Source organism: Campylobacter concisus, from assembly GCF_015229965.1.
Lineage (GTDB): Bacteria > Campylobacterota > Campylobacteria > Campylobacterales > Campylobacteraceae > Campylobacter_A > Campylobacter_A concisus_BD.
Window position 1 is genome coordinate 84,669 of record NZ_JAAKZB010000005.1, and the last position, 16,978, is coordinate 101,646.

Consider the following 16,978-nt stretch of genomic DNA (forward strand, 5'->3'; position numbering starts at 1 on the left):
GTATAATTCTCCAAAATCAAAAGGAAAAAAAATGAGTGAATTTTTCAAAAATGCAGAGCAGTTTAATGTAGAGGGTGCTACGGTGCCGTTTTATAAATTTAGTGAAAATGGGGTAAGCTTTGTGGGCTTTGACTCACGTCCTTGCGTGCCGCCTGAGCCTATGATGAACGCGCTTTTGGCTATTAAATTTGCTGATAAAAACACAAAAATTATGATGCTAAATCATAAATTTCCAGCTGGTCTTATACCAAAGATAGATAAGAGCTTTGACATTAAGCGCGAGGACCTTGAGGGCGGAGCTGTGAAGATGACTTTTAGCCTAAAAGAGGGTGCGAGCATAGAAAACATAGACACTAGCCTTTGCCATTAAGATGCTTTTAAACACTTATGCGCCGCCATTTAAGCTAGTTGGCGGCTACTTTATCGCTGGCATTTTTTTCTTAGCGCTAAGCGTCCCGGCCTTTTTTTACGCTGATTTTGAGGCGATTAGCTCGCTAAATACGGCTGGCTTTTTGCATATATTTTTTGTTGGCTTTGTGATAAGCATCATCATCGGAGCGCTCTATCAGCTAACCTCAGTCATCTTAGAAAAGCCATTTTTCACGGTAAAAGGGGCTATTTTAAATTTAGCCATTTTTTGCGTATCGCTACTTGCTATGAGCTACGCGATGGTATTTGGCGAGGCTAGGATTTTGCAAATCAGCGCAGTTTTTCTCTTTGGCACGCTTCTCTTTTTTGGCTCGACCTATGCGCTAAGCTTTATGGGTAATCAAAAAAGAAGCTTTGCAGCCTTTGCGCTCTTTGCCTCGGCGATATTTTTGCTAGTTGGTATAACGCTTGGATTTTGCCTAGTGATGATACTTGGTGGCACGCTTATGCTTGATTTTGCTATGACGCTAAAATTTCACGTATATTTCGTGCTGGGTTTTGTATTTTTCGTGATACTTGGGGCTGCAAGCGTGCTTTTGCCGATGTTTGCGCTGGCGCATGATCTTAAATTTACGCTTAGCAAGGCTTCGCTTGCCTCTTATATTTTGGCTGGCGTTTTGTTGGCAATCGATGAAAATTTATCCATTTTTACAGTGGCTGTGGCGGCTTTGTTTTTTATAGCACAGGCGTTTTATATCCTGAAAAAGCGGGTGAGAAAGGCGTATGACTACTGGAACGTAAATATCGCTCTTTCGCTGCTTGCCTTGTTTGTGGCTGCTATATTTATGATTTTTGAAAAGCTAAATTTGGCTGCGTTTTTTATGATATATGGCTTTTTGTTTGCCTTTATCGTGGCTCATCTTTATAAGATCGCGCCATTTCTCATCTGGTATCACTACGTGGCACCCTTTGTTGGCAAGGCAAAAGTGCCGCTGCTTGATGCGATGATACTAAAAAAGGCGGCTTATTACGCCGTAGCTTTTAATGTCATTTCGCTTGTGTGCTATCCTTTGGCGGTTGGCTTTGAGATGGGAAATTTAGTCTATGCAAGTATGATTTTTATGGCTTTAAGCATCATTTTGCTTGCTATAAATATGATAAATGTTTTTAAATTTACTGGTTTTAAAGGATAAAAAATGAAAGAAAAAATTTATGATGCTTTGTCAAATATCGTAGATCCCGAGGTTGGCTTTGATATCGTTTCGCTTGGGCTCATATATGATGCGAGTTGCGATGAAAACGGCAAAGCAAAGGTGACGATGACGCTTTCAACCAAGTCTTGCCCACTTCATGAGATGATACTTGACTGGGTGCAGACGGCTACGCTTGGCGTGGAGGGTGTGAAAGAGTGCGAGATCGACCTAGTTTGGGAGCCTGAGTGGAATATCCAAATGGCAAGTGACTTTGTAAAAGCACAACTTGGAGTGCAATAATAAATTTGGCTAGAAATTTAGCTTAGCTGGCAAATTTCTAGCTTTTCTTCTTGAACTTCTACTTTAAATTTTAAAAATATCATAAAAAGTGTAGTTAAAATTGCTTGGGCTGTTTAAACTCTTTAATAAATTTATGCAAGTAAAAACTAAAAATGCGAGTTATAGAAGATAATTTTAGGCGTTTGCTAGGTAATGGTTAAAATTTGAATATATAAAAAGGTAAATTGCAAGATAAACTTGCAATTTAACAGGAGAATTTTTAGTTAGGACTTAGTCCATTTGGTGACGAAGATATGATGGGATATCTAGCTGAGAGATATACTCATCACTGTTATATCCACCGCTTACTCTTCTTTTTAAAACGATATTTTTATTTAAAAGATCATTTTCAGGCTCTTGGGCTATTTTTTTTTCTTCGCTTTCTTTTTCTGCGCCTTTAAAACCTGTTGCGATGATAGTAACTTCGACTTTATTGTCTTCTATGTTTTCATCAGTTGTTGTACCAAAGATCACATCAGCATCATCATCAGATGCCTCCTCGATCATTGACATCGCGCTATGAAGATCATCGAGTGAGCAGTTTGGATGCATTTTAAAATGAACTAAAACGCCAAGCGCTCCGTTTATGTTCATGTTATCAAGTAGTGGTGATTGGATAGCATTTTTTATAGCTTCTTGAGCTGCACCCTCGCCATAAGCCTCGCCAACGCCCATTAAAGCATGACCTCTGTGACTCATAACTGTTTTTACGTCAGCAAAGTCAAGGTTGATATCGCTGACACCAGAGTCAAGCACGATAGAGCACATACCATTTACTGCTCTTGCAAGTACTTCATCAACCATTTTAAAGCTCTCTTTGATGCCAGATTTTTTATCTATCAAAGTTAAAAGTCTGTCGTTTGGTATGATAACGATAGAGTCGCTCTCTTTTCTAAGCTCGCTTAGACCGATATCAGCTAGTTTGCTGCGCTTTTTACCCTCAAACGAAAAAGGCATAGTCACAACAGCAACTGTTAGCGCACCTATCTCTTTTGCAGCTTGTGCAACAACTGGAGCAGCGCCTGTACCTGTACCACCACCAAGGCCTGAAGCGATAAACACAACATCAGAAGTCTCAAGAGCACTTTTTATCTCTTCGTAGCTCTCTTGTGCAGCTTCTTTGCCAACTTCTGGTCTCATACCAGCGCCAAGACCTTTTGTCTTTTTCTCACCAAGCTGTATCTTTGTATGTGCAGGAGAATTGTCAAGTGCCTTAGCATCTGTGTTTGCTATCATTAGATCGATGTCTAAATTTGGATTCTCTCTTATGATGTGGTTTATCATATTACCACCACCACCACCTACGCCTACTACCTTTATCTTTGCGCTATAAAGGCTCTTGTTCTCTTCGATTGTGAAACTGTTGCTCATTGTAAAAATTCTCCTCAAAATAGTTGTGTCATGCTGTGCCAAAATTTCTTTAAAGCACTTGGTTTTTTTTCTTGCTTACTTATATCAGCGATATTTGCAAGCTCGTTTTTATTTTTTGTTTGCTCTAAATTTATATCCATATTTACAAGTTCAATGCCTTCTTCAAAATCATCTTTTTCCTGTTTTTTTACTTCAAATTTCTCTTTTTTCTCTTCTTCAAAAATGTTGAAATTTGCTTTTGGCTTTGATCTTAACTCACCCTTATATCTCATCTTTTTTTCTGAGTCTATCTCATAAGGCGTAAATTCTCCAGCGCCATACATGCAAAGTCCTATGGCACAAGAATTTGCTGGATCTCTTAAAATTTCATATAAGCCATCCATCTCTTTTGGTCTTGCGATCCTAACTGGCATGTTGTCAAATATTGCAGAAGCTAGGTCTTTTAGCCCATCAAGCTTTGTCATGCCACCAGTTAGTACTATGCCAGCACCAACAAGATCTTTGTATCCACTATCTTCAAGCATATTTGCAAGCACCATCACAGTCTCTTCTGCTCTAGCTGAGATGACATTTGATATAACATCAAGTGAAACTTCGTGGGTTTTTTGCTCATCACCAAGTCTTGGAAGCTCGATAAGATCAACTGATTTATTTACTAGCTTGCCATATTCTAGTTTTATCTCTTCAGCTTTTGGCAAAGGAGTATGAAGCGCCATTGAAAGATCTATAGTTATATTTGCAGAGCCAACGTGTAGATATGAGTTATATCTTAATGAATTTCCAGCATGCACTACCATATTACATGTCTCGCCGCCCATATCTATAAGAGCAACACCAAGTTCTTTTTCATCTTTTGTTAGTGTTGCTATGGCTGAAGCGTAACCAGAAAGAACTACGTTATCAACCTGCACGCCTGCTAAATTTACAGCCTTTCTTAGGTTGCTTAGTTGTGATTTTTGGATACTTATGATATGTGTTTGCACTTCAAGTCTAGTGCCATTCATACCGATAGGATCTTCTATAAATTCTTGTCCATCCACTTTAAAGTTGTAAGGTAAGACATGAAGTTTTTCATATTCTGGGGAAGTCTCTGCATTGTGATCTGCCATCTGCATGGCACGCTCTATCTCTTTTATGCCTATTTCATGATTTGGTATATTTACTACGCCACTACTATTTACGCTTTTAGTATATTTGCCAGATATCGAAACTACTACTCTTTCGTAGTGTGTGCCCGCAACTTTTTGCGCTTCTATGAGTGCATTTTTTATAGATTTTGCAGCTAGTTCAATGTTATTTATAGCACCTTTTTTTATACCTTGTGCTTTTTCTGTGCCTATTCCTATTATCTTTATGCCATCATCATTTTGCTCTGCTATAACAGCGCAAATTTGAAATGATCCGACATCTATGCCTAAAATTCTAGTACTCAAAATTTTTACCTTTTGACATATTCTTTAACTTCATAATATTTTAGAAGTTTGTTTGTTAAATCTTTTATCAACTCGTTGTTTTTAAGCATTGCAACATTTTGTTGTGTTATTTGCTTATAGTTGTTATTTATATTGTTAGTAAGCAATCTTTGTTCCAAAATATCGTACACTACGGCTTTGTCATCTAATATAACATAACCTTTTGTGTTGTTAGTGTCAAAAAGTTGAGATACAAAAGCTCTTGTATCGCTCTCATTTAAGCCCGCAATAGAGCCATTTACCTCTCTGCTAACAAAGCCAACATCTGTGCCTTTAAAGTTTTGTAGAGTATCTTTTGCTTTTGCTGTTAAAATTTCTTTTTCTTTTTTACTTTTATAAATTTCAAGCACATTAGCTCTTGCTTGTTCAAAGCTCATAGGTTGTGGAGGAGTTATGCTTTTTACTCTAGCTATCAAATAGCCATCTTTATAGATAAATGGTTTTATCACTTCGCCAACTTTTGCACCCTTTATCTCATCAAGTGAAAAAGTAGCGTTGTCTTCATTTACGCTTACAAAACCATTAGTTGCAAGCTCAGCTTTTTTAACAGCGACATACTTTTCTAAAGCGTTAGTTTTGCTTTGCTCTATGTTGTAGTCTTTATTAACTTCAGCTTTTACCTCGCTAAAAGGTTTTATCTTGTCATCAGAACCCTTATATTTATCTTGGTTCTCGTTATAGTAAGATTTTAAAACACTTTCGTTTGCGTCACTTTTTTCTGACTCGACAAAGTATGTATCTATGCCATAAAGTGTCTTTGTCATATAGTTATTTTTATTTATCTCCCAAAGATCTTTTAGCTCTTTCTCATCTACTTTGATATCGTTTTGATCAGCATTTACTACTTGCACAGCTAATTTATCTTGCATGAAAAAGCTAGCTTCCATCATGGCGATATCTTCTTTGCTTGCAGGTAAATTTAAAATAGTTCTAAGTTTATCTAGTAAGATAGTTAGTTTTAGATTATCTTCAAAATCAGTTGGGTTTATCCTGGCTCTTCTTAGCACGTCGTAGTATAAATTTTTGTCAAAAACGCCGTCTTTTTGAAATGTTGGATCGACGATTATATATTTTAAAACATCGTCTTTATTAACGCTTAGACCGATATCGTCTGCAAAATTTAATAGTAAATTTTCTTGAATAGCAGCTTGAAGTGCAGCATTTTCTAAACCTAACTCTTCAGCTTTCTCTTGAGTTAGTTTGCCTTCAAATACATTGTTGTAGTACTGATATAACCTATCGTATTTTTGTTGCAACTCTTGAACGCTTATATTTCTATGTCCTACTTTAGCTACTGAAGTAGCTCTGTTGCTGTTTAGATCGTATGCGCCCCAGCCGACAAAACCAGCACCGACAAAAGCTATCGTGCTTACCCAAATTGTCACGACTAGGTATTTTTTATGTTTTTGCATCCAAGATAACATTAAGTTCTTCCTTTAAAATACTAACAAAGCTTGTGCGATATTTTATAGAAATTTGGCTTAAATAAGCTTAAAATGGGGCTTTATAAAAACGTTTCTTGCTAAATTTTTACTAACATTTTTTATCTTTGTTAGCAAAAATTTAAATGCTAAAATCGCTGTAATCACCAGTAAAATGAAGCAGTTTGCAGCTATTTTCTAACAAGGCTATATCTTTTGCAAGTAGCTGAGGGCTCCTGCTATACGCGTAAACACCGTATCCTTTGATCACGACGACGTTAGTATTTTTCTCTATCATCGCTCTATAAATTTCTGTCTCAGCACGCTCATACCAGTCGTCAAACTGCTTTGGATCATAGACTAAAATTTCATTAAATCTCATGCATCCAAAATAGTCTTTTGGTGCGATCTTTTCATGTTTCATTGCATAAGCTGTCACGTATGGAGGCATGGCGTAGCAGACAAATTTTGCTTCATTTATGTTTTTGTAGATATTTAAGTGTATATCAGCATCTAAGCTTGCATCATTCCATCGGTAGTCTTTTTTTGATGAAAGAAGCGTTAGATCACTATCTTGCAAGTCGTCAAAAATGGCACTTTGCTTGTTGATGATAAATTGATTTTTTTCTACTCTCGCCGAGATAGAACCATGAAAAACACCAAAAAAATTCTTTCTAAACATCGAAAGAGATATTTTTTTTATCTCATTTGTTGAGTGCAATAAGTCCATTTTTTCTCCTATGTTTGGGTGATTATATTTAAGCTATCTTAAAATTTGTGTAAAATTTTATGTAATGATAGCTTTTTAAGTAAAATTTCGATAAATTTTCACACTAATTTCATTAAAGAGGCAGTGTTGCAAAGTCCGCATATTAGCGTTTTACTTGACGAAGTTTTATCATTTTTTAAAGACCTGCGTGGAAATTTTATAGATTGCACGCTTGGATATGCTGGACATTCTAGTGCTATTTTGTCTCAAAATGAAAATTTAAATTTGATCGCTTGCGATAGAGACAGCGAGGCTATAAATTTCTCGCTCAAAAAACTTGAGCCATTTGGCAGTAGAGTGAAAATTTATAAGAGCAATTTCTCTGAGCTTATTAGCAAACTTAGTAGCGATGAAATTTCAAATGTTAGAGGGATTTTAGCTGACATTGGCGTTAGCTCTTTGCAGATAGATAAAGATGATAGAGGCTTTAGTCTTGGCTCAAGCGCGCTTGATATGCGCATGGATAAAGAGCGAGGATTTAGCGCCTATGACGTGGTAAATAGCTACTCGTTTGATGAGTTAGTTAGGATTTTTAGGGATTACGGCGAGCTAAAAAATGCCTCTGGGATCGCAAATAAGATAATAAATGCTAGAAATTTAGGCGAGATAACAAGCGCAAAAGAGCTTGCAAACATAATAGGCACAGCCAAGATAAAAGGGCGCGGCGTTAGCCCTGCGATCCTTGCTTTTCAGGCGATCAGGATAGAGGTAAATGGCGAGCTAGATGAGCTAACAAATTTGCTCGATAGCATAGAAAAGGGCGGTTTTAAAGATTGCTTGGTGGCGATCATAACATTTCACTCGCTTGAAGATAGGATCGTAAAAGAGCGCTTCAAAAAGTGGGCAAATAGCTGTATCTGTCCGCCTGGCATCTACCGATGTGAGTGCGGAAATAACCACGAACTGGGCGAAATTTTAACTAAAAAACCACTAACAGCGAGCCAAAGTGAGCTAGCGCAAAACTCACGAAGCAAGAGCGCAAAACTACGTGTTTTTAAGATAAAAGGATAAAGATGCAAGAAAAAGAAGAGCTGCTAACACTTCACGACGAGGAGCAAAAACGTGAGGTAAATTTAAGCTTTAAAACGCTAGTGATGGTCTATCTGGCGGTTTTTATAGCGTTGGCTCTATTTTTGCCAAAAATTTATATAGCAAATCAAATTTATTATATAAGTAGAGATATCGCCGATATCAGCGGCAAACGAGATATGCTCCTTGAAGAAAACAGAGCTCTTAGCATAAAGCTTGAAAATTTGCGTTATAAAAATCAAATTTTAAACAATATGCAAGAGCGTCAATGGAAATAATTAAGAAATTTAAAAGCTTTATCCACTACTACGACCCTGCAAATTTCCAGCTCATCTACTCGCTAAAAGCTGCTACAACCATCGCTTTTAACTGCTTTTTGTGTTTTTACTTCTTTCATCTAAGCGGCGCTATCATGGCTGTAAATATCACGATGGGTATCTTCTTTCTTGGCGAGCTTGAGTGCAAAGATAGGAGTAAATTTGCATTTTTGCTACTTTACATCGCGCTTTCTTGCGCTTTTATGCCCTTTGTTGATCCATTTATCAGCCTTGGCGTTTGGCTCTCGCTTATCGTATTTGTCTGGATATTTGTGGTAGGCATTAGCCAAATTTATAGCTCAAATTTAAACAAAATTTTACTCGCTGTAAATGCAACAGGGCTAGTTGCCTTTGTGACAAAGGCCGCAGTTGGGCTAAATGTGCCTGATAGCATCGGCGGTCTGGTGCTTGCTGGCGTGTTAAGCATCATCATAAAATTTGAAAACTTTGGCAAATACGGCAAATTTACTAAAAAGAGCATCAGCTTTTTACTAGACAGCGCCATCTTATCGAGCAAGGCGCTTGGCACGAGCCATTTTTACGCAAGTATCGCAGATTTAATGAGCTCGATTGATAAATCAAAAGAAATTTTCGCAAACAAAAGCCTAAAGATAAAAGATGTTAAGTTAGTTAGAAATCAAGCCAAAGCGCTATTTTATTTTTATAAAGTTGAAGAGATCGCTCTTTTGCTTCGAACATTGGGCGCTTCGTTTGAAAGGATCGAGGACAAAGCGCTTTTAAATGAGGTAAAAAATGAGATCGCTTACAACCTTTTTGAGCTTAAAAAAATTTTCAAAAATCAAACTCCAAAGCTAAAATTTGATGCGCTAAATTTAGCTAAAAACTCAAATTTTAAAATTTTTGCAAGCTCGCTTGGCGTGCTTTATGATAAATTTTTGCTTATAAAAGAGGGCGGCGAGGACAAACTCTCGTTTAACAACACAAAAAAGATCACGCTAAAAGAGGCATTTAAAAAGCTAAATTTAAAAAATGAAATATTAAAAGAGTCTTTAAGGCTTTCCATTTGCATGTCGCTTGCCATTTTTATAGCGCAGGCGATGCATATAAATCATGGAATTTGGATAGCCATAGCGGTGATGAGCCTAAACAAAAACGACGAAGATGCTTTGAAAAATGCTGGCAGAGATAGCCTTCTTGGCGGAGTTATCGGCTTTTTTATCGCACTTGTTTTTGTGAAATTTATGGGTGAATCATACGCATTTTACGTGGTTGTCTTTATCGGTATGTTTTTGGTTTATTATCTAAAATCTTACAAACAAATAGTCTTTGCAACGGCTTTTATGTTTGAATTTACATCCATTTTTTCGCTTATAAAAAGAGACTTTTTAGCTCTTATGGTCGATAGACTGCTTGATGTGGCAGCTGGCTTTTTGATAGTTTTTGTCACATATCTACTAACTAAGAAAAATGACTATACAGCGATAAAAAATAGCTTAAGCAGTGCCTTGATAGGTTTTAGAAATTTAGTGCAAATTTCTCTAAATGAGTCAAACAAAGATGCTTTTAGCATGGATGAAAAAAAGGTTTTAGGCTCGCTAAATGAGCTAAACTACGCTATAAAAGTTAGTAAAAATTTAGACGATGATAATATGAAAAATGCAAAATTTATAGCTAGCAAGCTTGATGATATAAATAGCGATCTGGTTAAGCTTAGAAATTATCTGAATTTAGATGAGTTAAAAGAGAAAAACGCCTTGCAAAATGATATAAAAATCATCTCAGATAGGTTTTTGATGCTAGATAAAAAGATCAAAAAACTTCCATATTATTTCATAAACGAGATAGAAGCGAAGCTACTTTGCAAAGACGAAAACGTTAAAAAGCTAATTTTACGAGTTGCTTTAAAACAAAATGAAATTTACTCAGCGCTCTCTTTTTGAGAGATTAGCTTTTCATATATATATTGTTCTAAATCTTTTTTTGAAACGTCATTTTTAAGAGCGGTGTTGTAAATTTCTTCAACCTTGCTTGAATACTTTTCATATCCAAAATATGGAAAATGCACGCTCCAAGCCTTTTTTATAAGATCCAAGCTTATCTCTCTTCTTGCCCAAACCTTAAACATATCAAATCCGATAAAAACAGCTGAAGTGACGATGGTGGTTGCGATTATCGAGATGTGCGCGTCGGTCTTTGCTAAAAAGTGGTGCGTGATGATGAGAAGCGGAAACAAGACTACAAAGCAGATAAGTGCGTAAATTTGATAGAGCTTCACGTGGTTAAATCTAAAATTTAGCTTTGCGCCATCAACTAGCATACCTTCGTTAAAAAGGGCATTTGCTTCAAGTAAATCTCTAAATAAAACTGGCTGTTTTGAGACGAAAAAAATATTTTTAATGATAGTGTTTCTTAGATTTTCTTTCATTTTTTATAGACTTTTTACCTTGAAAATTTCAGCTCATTGTATCTAAAAATCTATAAATTCAAACAAAATTAGATACAATTTGCCTAAAATTTAAGGAGCTAAAAATGGCAGATAAAGCTTTAGAAACGGTCTTTTTAAATGGCGAGTTTTTGCCAAAAGATGAGGCAAAAGTTAGTGCATTTGATAGAGGATTTATATTTGGCGATGGAATTTATGAAGTGGTGCCTGTGATAAATTCAAAAATGGTCGATAAAGATGGCTTTTGGGCGAGATTTGAGAGAAGCTTAAACGAGATAGATATAAGCCTGCCTTACGAAAAAGATAAATTTGAAGCGATCTTAAATGAGATGATCGCCAAAAATGACTTAAAAGAGGGTGGAATTTACATGCAAGTAACAAGAGGTGTGGCGTTTAGAAATTTCTATTTTATGGAAAATTTAACCCCAAGCGTCTTTATCTTTTGCTACGAGAGTGAAATTTTAAACAACCCAGCTGCAAAAACTGGCATAAAAGTGGTAAGTGTCGAGGACATCAGGTGGAAGAGACGCGACATCAAATCAATCTCGCTTCTAGCTCAATGCTACGCTAAAAACGAGGCTCACAAAAAGGGCGCAGACGAGGGCTTTATGGTAGAAAATGGCTTTGTCACAGAGGGCTGTAGCTCGAGCGCTTTTATCATCAAAGATAAAACTCTCATCACCAAGCCACTTTCAAATGAAATTTTGCCAGGGATCCGCCGTATGAGGCTTTTAAGGATCGCTAAAGATATCGGACTAAAGATAGAGGAGCGTAAATTTAGCATGGACGAGGTTTACGCGGCTGATGAAGTCTTTATCTCGGCTGCTACGCTCATACTTTTGCCAGTGATCTATGCTGACGGCAAGGCGATAAACGGCGCAAAAGTGGGCGAAATCTCAAGCAAACTTCGTGAAATTTATGCTAGCGAGCTTTTAAAAGAAGCTGGACTTTGAGAGAAAAGGTCTTAATAAGCGCCTGCCTTGCTGGCATAAACTGCAAATTTAATGGCGAAAACAACCTTTTGGATAGTGGCGTTTTAGATGAAATTTCAAAAAAATATCATCTACTTTTTGTCTGTCCAGAGGTTTTTGGCGGACTTAGCACGCCAAGAGAGCCAGCTGAGATGAAAGGTGGCTTAGTCGTTACAAAAACAGCTAAAGATGTGAGCGAAAATTTTAAATTTGGGGCTGAGATTTGCCTAAAGATAGCTAAGCTAAATGGCTGTAAAAAGGCGATCTTAAAAGCTAGAAGTCCAAGCTGCGGGAGCGGGCAAATTTATGATGGAAGCTTCACTAAAAAGCTCATTTTAGGCGACGGCGTAGCGGCAAAACTGCTAAAAGAAAATGGTATTTTAGTTTTTAGCGAAGATGAGATAGGGCGGCTTGATGTTTGAGAAGCTAAAAGATAACGTCATGGTCGAAGTGATCTTTAAATACATCATCTTGTTGCTACTTTTTGCCTGCGTGGTGGGGCTTTTTGCAAGCGGCGTGCTCTTTTTAAAGGGAGAGATGAGCGAAAATTCGCTAAATTTGCACATTTTCTTTGGCTTTAGCTTGGTTGTCCTCACCATAATCCACAGCTACGTCAAGAAGAAAAAGCTAAAAAAGCTAAGCCTTGAGTTTAAAAATATCTTAAAGCATAAGCCAGTTCAGATGGACTGCAACACGACAAGGTTTTTAAACGCGCTAAATGATGTCAAAGTGGGCGAGCTTTCAAAGAAATTTGGCGCAGACATTGCAGAAATTTTAAGATCAAACGATATAAAGGTCAAGGATCAAAACGAGACGATGAGGCAAATTTGCAAAAACAACGATGAAAAGATGTTTTATATCTTTGTTTTGATCGTCGAAGCTATATTTAAGGATAAGGAAGAAATTTGAAAAAAGGTATATTTTTAGCACTTAGTGTTGCTTTGTTTTTGGGTTGTTCGCAGACAACAAAACCAGAGCCAAACAAGCAGCAAAATGCCCTGCCAGACGAAAATGTCTATAAGCCAAATGAGCGCATCAGCTTGCTTGAATTTGAAGTAAAACAAGACGCCTCGTCACTACCTCAAAATATGCAAAGTGCGAGCTTTGCTCAGGATGAAATTTTAAAAAGAAGGTTTAAAGTTTTTACCCTTAGAGGTGTGAAATTTAACCCAAATGACGCTTTTTGGGCGTTTAATGTATATAAGCCAAGCGAGAAGAGAAAGTATTTTGGCTCAAATTTTAGGCAGATACCTCAAAGCTGGTTTGACGCACAAAAGGACAATGCAAATTTCGCTGGCTTTTTGCAAATTTCAGCTTACGCTCTAACTTCAGCAAACACAGCTGTAAGAAATTTCCCAACCGACGAGCCGATATTTTTAAACCCGCAAACTCCAGGTGAGGGCTATCCGTTTGACTATCTGCAAGAATCCACCCTAAGCATCGCTCATCCGCTCTTTGTATCGCACCTCTCAAAAGATAGGGCATGGGCGTTTGTGAGTGATGATGCGGTTTGGGGCTGGGTGAAGGTTGAAGATATCAAATTTATAAGCGATGAAGAGGCGCTTGCCTATCAAAAATCAAGCTTTGTAACGATCAAAACCGACAAGATGCCAGTTTATGATAAAGGCGGAAACTTTTTATTTTACTCGCGTGTCGGCGCGATACTGCCAGTTTTGGCGCAAGATGACAAAAACTACTACGGCAAAATTTATGTAAGAAATATGCTTAGGGAGTTTGTCCTCCCAAAGTCTTTTAGCGCCCTTTTTCCACTTAAATTTAACGACTCAAATTTAAAAACACTTCTTAGCTCGCTTCTTACTCAGCCTTATGGCTGGGGCGGGGTGGATAAGCTAAGAGACTGCTCGCTTTTTACAAAAGACTTGCTAGCAAGCTTTGGCGTGTGGTTGCCTAGGAACTCAAGGGCGCAGGCAAATATGGGAGAAAAGATCAATCTAAAAGGTCTTAGTAATGCCGCAAAGAGTAAAGAGATAAAAGAAAAAGGCGTGCCATATCTCACGCTCGTGCATCTACCAGGCCACATCATGCTCTATGCTGGATACAAGGGCGATGATATCTACGTCGTGCATGATGCTTGGGGGCTAAAAACTACAAACAACGGCCGCGCGCTAATTGGTGCAACGGCGATAACGACGCTAAATATCGGACAAAATAGAAGCGACATACAAAGTGCAAATTTGCTTATCTCAAAGGTTGATTCTATAAATGTGATGAGACCTGAGCAAGGGATGCTAGATAAGGCTAGAAAGATGTCGGCTTTGCAGCGAGCTTATGGCGTAAAGATAGAAGAAAATTTGGTTAAATTTAGCGATGGCACGAGTTTAGTCTATGATGATTTTAAACAAAAAGATGAAGAGTGTAGCACTGGGGCTGACATAGAGGATATGAACGCGCTTGATTACGCTGCGTTTTCGCCACTTAGCGCGGCCCTTAGTGATGCTGGCAGGTGCAGAAACTACGAGCTTTTAGGCAAAATTTATGGCTCAAGCGAGAGCGCGGTAAAAGCAAATTTGGTTGATGTCATCTGGCTAAAGGATTTTTTAAATTTGCCTTTGAAATTTAACTCTAAAAATGGCGCTGCAGCTGCCTTGCAGGATGTGAGCAACGAGCTAAATGAGATGGTAAAGAGCGATCCAAATTTACTTGAATATCTAAAAGATCCAGGCGGGACATTTAAGTGGCGCATCATCGCTGGCACAAACCGCCTAAGCGCGCACAGCTACGGCATCGCGATCGATATAAATGTAAAAAAGAGCCACTACTGGCAGTGGAGCAAGGGCTATGAGAACTTGATCCCTGAAAAGATCGTGCGAGTATTTGAGAGACATAAATTTATCTGGGGCGGACGCTGGAAACACTTTGATACGATGCATTTTGAGTATCGCCCAGAGATGTTTGAGTAGATGAAAGATCAAATTTTAGAAATTTTATCTCGCTCAAATGTCTTTTTAACAGGCGGTGGCGGTGTTGGCAAGAGCTATCTAACCGCCTCCATCATCAGACACTACAAAGAAAATTTTAAAAATGTCGTCATCCTTGGCTCAACTGGCATAAGCGCTGTTAGCCTTGGGGGAGTTAGCTTGCATAGCTTTTTTAAATTTGGCTACTGCAAGGACTACGAGGAGCTAAGACGGCTTGACTACCGCCAAAAAGATAAGCTAAACAAACTACGAAATATGCTAGATGCTTGCGATCTGCTAGTAATTGATGAAATTTCGATGGTTAGCTCAAATGTCATGGAGATGATAAGATACCGCTTGCTCACCTCTAAATTTAAGGGCAGTGTGCTCATAGTGGGCGACTTTTATCAGCTGCCACCCGTGCAAAAGGAGCAAAATGAGAGCAAACTTTTTAACTTTTTATACGCCTTTAACTCCAGTGCGTGGGAGGATATGAAATTTACAAATGTCGAGCTGCTCGTCTCAAAACGCACAAATGATCTTAAATTTTATGAAATTCTCTCTCGTCTTAGAGTTGGTGAGCTAGATGATGAGATGATGGCTTATATCGAGAGCTTGCGAGTGGGAGCTATCGAGCCAGATAGCGAGACTAGCGTGCTTTTTGGCAGAAACGCCGAGGCTGAGATGCTAAATCAAAAAAGACTTCTTGCACTTAATGCGCCACTTGAAATTTCAAACTCGGACGTGCTTGTTATGGATGAAAATTTAGACAAAAAAGAGTTTGAAAAGTGGGCAAATACGCTAAATATCTCAAGAAATTTAGAGATGAAGATAGGCGCAAAAATCATCTTTACTTCAAATAAATGGGGCGAGTACTACAACGGCGAGCAGGGCAAGATCATGCAAATTTTAAAAGAAAATGGCGCCATATCAAGTGTGATCGTGCAAAAAGATAGCGGCGAGATATGTGAGATAGAAAAGTGCGCTTATAACTTTTGCGCGCTAAATTTAAACGAAGACGAGATCGAGGAGAACGTGCAGGCCTCGCTTTATCAGTTTCCATTTAAGCTTGCCTATGCGCTAACTATCCACAAGTCTCAAGGCATGAGTATAAACTCGCTCATTTGCAACATCAACCACATCTTTGCCAAAGGGCAGCTCTACGTCGCACTTTCTCGCGCGGTAAATCCTAAAAATTTAAAACTTTTTTATGATAAGAAAAGTGATTTTAGGCAGCATTTAAGAAAAGTGGTTAAAATTGACGACGAAGTTAAGAAATTTTACCAAGAAAACGTATTTTTGCATATTAAGGAGAGTTTATGAAAAAGCTACTTTTAAGCCTTGTTTTTGGCGTTTTTGCATTTGCAGATGTGCTAAAAGTGAGTGACTTTCAAACAGACATCTATTCAAAAGCTGGACAAAATTTAACAAAAAAGATAAGCATGAACCTTGAAGTTGTCGGACGTGACGTGGAGGAGAACGAAGCATACGTGCTTGATGCGCTAAACGTCGTTGTTGGCAGCTTTTACGTGGAGGACATCCTAACCTCAATGGGAAAAGAGAAATTTAAAGAGCTCTTTATGAAATACGCAGCCAAAAAGCACTCGCTTGACATCGACGACGTGCTTATTTTAAACATCAAAGTGATAAATAATCTAGAACTAAGCGAGATCATAAAAGCGATAAAAAGCCAAAATTTATGCTCTGATCCAAGCGTCAATGAAGATGTGATGACAAAGCCAGAAAAGAAGAAAAAAGGCAATGAGATCATCATCTCGCCTGATCCAAACGACATGGTGCAAAAGCCGATCGATCTAAATAATGTGCAAGAATTTGGAAAAGACTTCGGGCAGAAGTGAGTAAATTTGGCTAAAAGCTAGCCAAATTTATTGATTTACGATGTCGTAACCTTGTGGGATAACTGGGGTTAGCGTCTCTTTTGGGATGAGCGCGTCTTTTACTGGGTTGCTTAGAGTGATTTTTATCTTATTTGAGAGCTTGTCTTTATAGTCAATCGTCGTTGGAAGCGTGTTTTTTATCGTTATAAAATACTCAACTCCGTCATATATCGCCTTATAAAGAGTCGGCTGAATTTGCTCTGCATGAGCCAAAACCTGCGTCAAATTTGGCGTGTCATCTAGTCTTGAAATGATGGCTTGCTCAAGCTCATCTTCGATCACGACCACCTTGTCTTTGTCAAAGTAAATCCTCTTTGGTGTTGGACTTTCATATATCCAAAGCGCGGTGTTGTCGCTTTTAGCGTAAAATCTACCCTTGTAATTTACACTCTTACCTTCGCTAAAGACAGTTTGAGTAAAGTCACTTTGTAGGCTTTTAAAATTTAAGCCAGCACCAAATGAGCAAACCGCAACAAGAGAAGCTATCAAAAATTTTCTCATTTTTTA

Annotated in this window: 18 protein-coding genes; 12 read left to right on the plus strand and 6 right to left on the minus strand. The window is 38.0% G+C overall.

Going from position 1 to position 16,978, the window contains the following annotated elements; all coding sequences use genetic code 11:
- Nucleotides 1-31: 31 nt before the first annotated feature.
- From G6W43_RS03645 to G6W43_RS03655, 3 genes are read left to right on the plus strand one after another with little or no spacing between them, the layout of a single operon-like run.
- Nucleotides 32-370, plus strand: coding sequence for a hypothetical protein (locus tag G6W43_RS03645; protein ID WP_149712208.1), 339 nt, complete (start codon nucleotides 32-34; stop codon nucleotides 368-370).
- A 1-nt stretch (nucleotide 371) separates the two neighbouring features.
- Nucleotides 372-1,562 carry a peptidase M50 gene (locus G6W43_RS03650; RefSeq protein ID WP_194169176.1) on the plus strand — a complete coding sequence of 397 codons (1,191 nt, stop codon included), beginning with the start codon at nucleotides 372-374 and terminating at the stop codon, nucleotides 1,560-1,562.
- Between the two features lie 3 nt (nucleotides 1,563-1,565).
- Nucleotides 1,566-1,862: a metal-sulfur cluster assembly factor gene (locus tag G6W43_RS03655; protein ID WP_149712210.1), complete on the plus strand. Its 297-nt coding sequence runs from the start codon at nucleotides 1,566-1,568 to the stop codon at nucleotides 1,860-1,862.
- A gap of 270 nt (nucleotides 1,863-2,132) precedes the next feature.
- Here G6W43_RS03655 and ftsZ read toward each other — a convergent pair whose 3' ends face one another.
- The 4 genes from ftsZ to G6W43_RS03675 form a co-directional block, all read right to left on the minus strand.
- Nucleotides 2,133-3,272 carry a cell division protein FtsZ gene (gene ftsZ, locus G6W43_RS03660; protein ID WP_012001610.1) on the minus strand — a complete coding sequence of 380 codons (1,140 nt, stop codon included), beginning with the start codon at nucleotides 3,270-3,272 and terminating at the stop codon, nucleotides 2,133-2,135.
- 14 nt (nucleotides 3,273-3,286) lie between these two features.
- A complete protein-coding gene (gene ftsA / locus G6W43_RS03665; protein ID WP_103617100.1) occupies nucleotides 3,287-4,705 on the minus strand; it encodes a cell division protein FtsA in 1,419 nt (472 codons plus the stop codon).
- Nucleotides 4,706-4,710: 5 nt separating this feature from the next.
- Nucleotides 4,711-6,168, minus strand: coding sequence for a peptidylprolyl isomerase (locus G6W43_RS03670; RefSeq protein WP_194169177.1), 1,458 nt, complete (start codon nucleotides 6,166-6,168; stop codon nucleotides 4,711-4,713).
- A gap of 139 nt (nucleotides 6,169-6,307) precedes the next feature.
- Entirely contained in the window at nucleotides 6,308-6,895 is a 588-nt protein-coding gene (locus tag G6W43_RS03675; RefSeq protein WP_002940326.1) for a class II aldolase and adducin N-terminal domain-containing protein, read from the minus strand.
- Between the two features lie 126 nt (nucleotides 6,896-7,021).
- On the opposite strand from G6W43_RS03675, the gene rsmH reads away from it, so the two are divergent.
- Genes rsmH through G6W43_RS03690 form a run of 3 tightly spaced genes read left to right on the plus strand, consistent with a single transcriptional unit; the run spans nucleotide 7,022 to nucleotide 10,181 of the window.
- Nucleotides 7,022-7,945, plus strand: a complete 924-nt coding sequence (gene rsmH, locus G6W43_RS03680) for a 16S rRNA (cytosine(1402)-N(4))-methyltransferase RsmH (RefSeq protein ID WP_194169178.1) — start codon at nucleotides 7,022-7,024, stop codon at nucleotides 7,943-7,945.
- Nucleotides 7,946-7,947: 2 nt separating this feature from the next.
- The gene (locus tag G6W43_RS03685; RefSeq protein WP_002940285.1) at nucleotides 7,948-8,241 is read left to right on the plus strand and encodes a hypothetical protein; all 294 of its coding nucleotides are present in this window, start codon (nucleotides 7,948-7,950) and stop codon (nucleotides 8,239-8,241) included.
- On the plus strand, nucleotides 8,232-10,181 hold the full coding sequence (locus tag G6W43_RS03690) for an FUSC family protein (protein ID WP_194169179.1): 1,950 nt from the start codon (nucleotides 8,232-8,234) through the stop codon (nucleotides 10,179-10,181). The genes G6W43_RS03685 and G6W43_RS03690 overlap by 10 nt, the downstream gene beginning before the upstream one ends.
- On the opposite strand, the gene G6W43_RS03695 is transcribed toward G6W43_RS03690, so the two are convergent.
- On the minus strand, nucleotides 10,160-10,666 hold the full coding sequence (locus G6W43_RS03695; RefSeq protein ID WP_103572221.1) for a hypothetical protein: 507 nt from the start codon (nucleotides 10,664-10,666) through the stop codon (nucleotides 10,160-10,162). The genes G6W43_RS03690 and G6W43_RS03695 overlap by 22 nt on opposite strands.
- Nucleotides 10,667-10,770: 104 nt before the next feature.
- Between G6W43_RS03695 and G6W43_RS03700 the strand changes: the two genes are divergently transcribed.
- Genes G6W43_RS03700 through G6W43_RS03725 form a run of 6 tightly spaced genes read left to right on the plus strand, consistent with a single transcriptional unit; the run spans nucleotide 10,771 to nucleotide 16,432 of the window.
- Entirely contained in the window at nucleotides 10,771-11,637 is an 867-nt protein-coding gene (locus G6W43_RS03700; protein ID WP_194169180.1) for a D-amino acid aminotransferase, read from the plus strand.
- Nucleotides 11,634-12,077, plus strand: coding sequence for a DUF523 domain-containing protein (locus G6W43_RS03705; protein WP_194169181.1), 444 nt, complete (start codon nucleotides 11,634-11,636; stop codon nucleotides 12,075-12,077). Before G6W43_RS03700 ends, G6W43_RS03705 begins: the two co-directional genes overlap by 4 nt.
- Nucleotides 12,070-12,564 carry a chemotaxis protein gene (locus G6W43_RS03710; protein ID WP_194169182.1) on the plus strand — a complete coding sequence of 165 codons (495 nt, stop codon included), beginning with the start codon at nucleotides 12,070-12,072 and terminating at the stop codon, nucleotides 12,562-12,564. Before G6W43_RS03705 ends, G6W43_RS03710 begins: the two co-directional genes overlap by 8 nt.
- Entirely contained in the window at nucleotides 12,561-14,576 is a 2,016-nt protein-coding gene (locus G6W43_RS03715; protein WP_194169183.1) for an SH3 domain-containing protein, read from the plus strand. The genes G6W43_RS03710 and G6W43_RS03715 overlap by 4 nt, the downstream gene beginning before the upstream one ends.
- Nucleotides 14,577-15,896, plus strand: a complete 1,320-nt coding sequence (locus G6W43_RS03720; RefSeq protein ID WP_194169184.1) for an ATP-dependent DNA helicase — start codon at nucleotides 14,577-14,579, stop codon at nucleotides 15,894-15,896.
- Entirely contained in the window at nucleotides 15,893-16,432 is a 540-nt protein-coding gene (locus tag G6W43_RS03725; RefSeq protein ID WP_194169185.1) for a hypothetical protein, read from the plus strand. The genes G6W43_RS03720 and G6W43_RS03725 overlap by 4 nt, the downstream gene beginning before the upstream one ends.
- A gap of 27 nt (nucleotides 16,433-16,459) precedes the next feature.
- On the opposite strand, the gene lolA is transcribed toward G6W43_RS03725, so the two are convergent.
- Nucleotides 16,460-16,972 (minus strand): LolA-like outer membrane lipoprotein chaperone, encoded by a 513-nt coding sequence (lolA, locus tag G6W43_RS03730; protein WP_002940204.1) that lies wholly within the window; start codon nucleotides 16,970-16,972, stop codon nucleotides 16,460-16,462.
- Nucleotides 16,973-16,978 lie beyond the last annotated feature (6 nt).

Bases quoted from the DNA above. Each gene is read 5' to 3' on its own strand.
- G6W43_RS03645 (WP_149712208.1), top strand. From the start codon at position 32: ATGAGTGAATTTTTCAAAAATGCAGAGCAGTTTAATGTAGAGGGTGCT.
- G6W43_RS03650 (WP_194169176.1), top strand. From the start codon at position 372: ATGCTTTTAAACACTTATGCGCCGCCATTTAAGCTAGTTGGCGGCTAC.
- G6W43_RS03655 (WP_149712210.1), top strand. From the start codon at position 1,566: ATGAAAGAAAAAATTTATGATGCTTTGTCAAATATCGTAGATCCCGAG.
- ftsZ (WP_012001610.1), bottom strand. From the start codon at position 3,272: ATGAGCAACAGTTTCACAATCGAAGAGAACAAGAGCCTTTATAGCGCA.
- G6W43_RS03670 (WP_194169177.1), bottom strand. From the start codon at position 6,168: ATGTTATCTTGGATGCAAAAACATAAAAAATACCTAGTCGTGACAATT.
- G6W43_RS03675 (WP_002940326.1), bottom strand. From the start codon at position 6,895: ATGGACTTATTGCACTCAACAAATGAGATAAAAAAAATATCTCTTTCG.
- G6W43_RS03685 (WP_002940285.1), top strand. From the start codon at position 7,948: ATGCAAGAAAAAGAAGAGCTGCTAACACTTCACGACGAGGAGCAAAAA.
- G6W43_RS03690 (WP_194169179.1), top strand. From the start codon at position 8,232: ATGGAAATAATTAAGAAATTTAAAAGCTTTATCCACTACTACGACCCT.
- G6W43_RS03695 (WP_103572221.1), bottom strand. From the start codon at position 10,666: ATGAAAGAAAATCTAAGAAACACTATCATTAAAAATATTTTTTTCGTC.
- G6W43_RS03700 (WP_194169180.1), top strand. From the start codon at position 10,771: ATGGCAGATAAAGCTTTAGAAACGGTCTTTTTAAATGGCGAGTTTTTG.
- G6W43_RS03710 (WP_194169182.1), top strand. From the start codon at position 12,070: ATGTTTGAGAAGCTAAAAGATAACGTCATGGTCGAAGTGATCTTTAAA.
- G6W43_RS03720 (WP_194169184.1), top strand. From the start codon at position 14,577: ATGAAAGATCAAATTTTAGAAATTTTATCTCGCTCAAATGTCTTTTTA.
- G6W43_RS03725 (WP_194169185.1), top strand. From the start codon at position 15,893: ATGAAAAAGCTACTTTTAAGCCTTGTTTTTGGCGTTTTTGCATTTGCA.
- lolA (WP_002940204.1), bottom strand. From the start codon at position 16,972: ATGAGAAAATTTTTGATAGCTTCTCTTGTTGCGGTTTGCTCATTTGGT.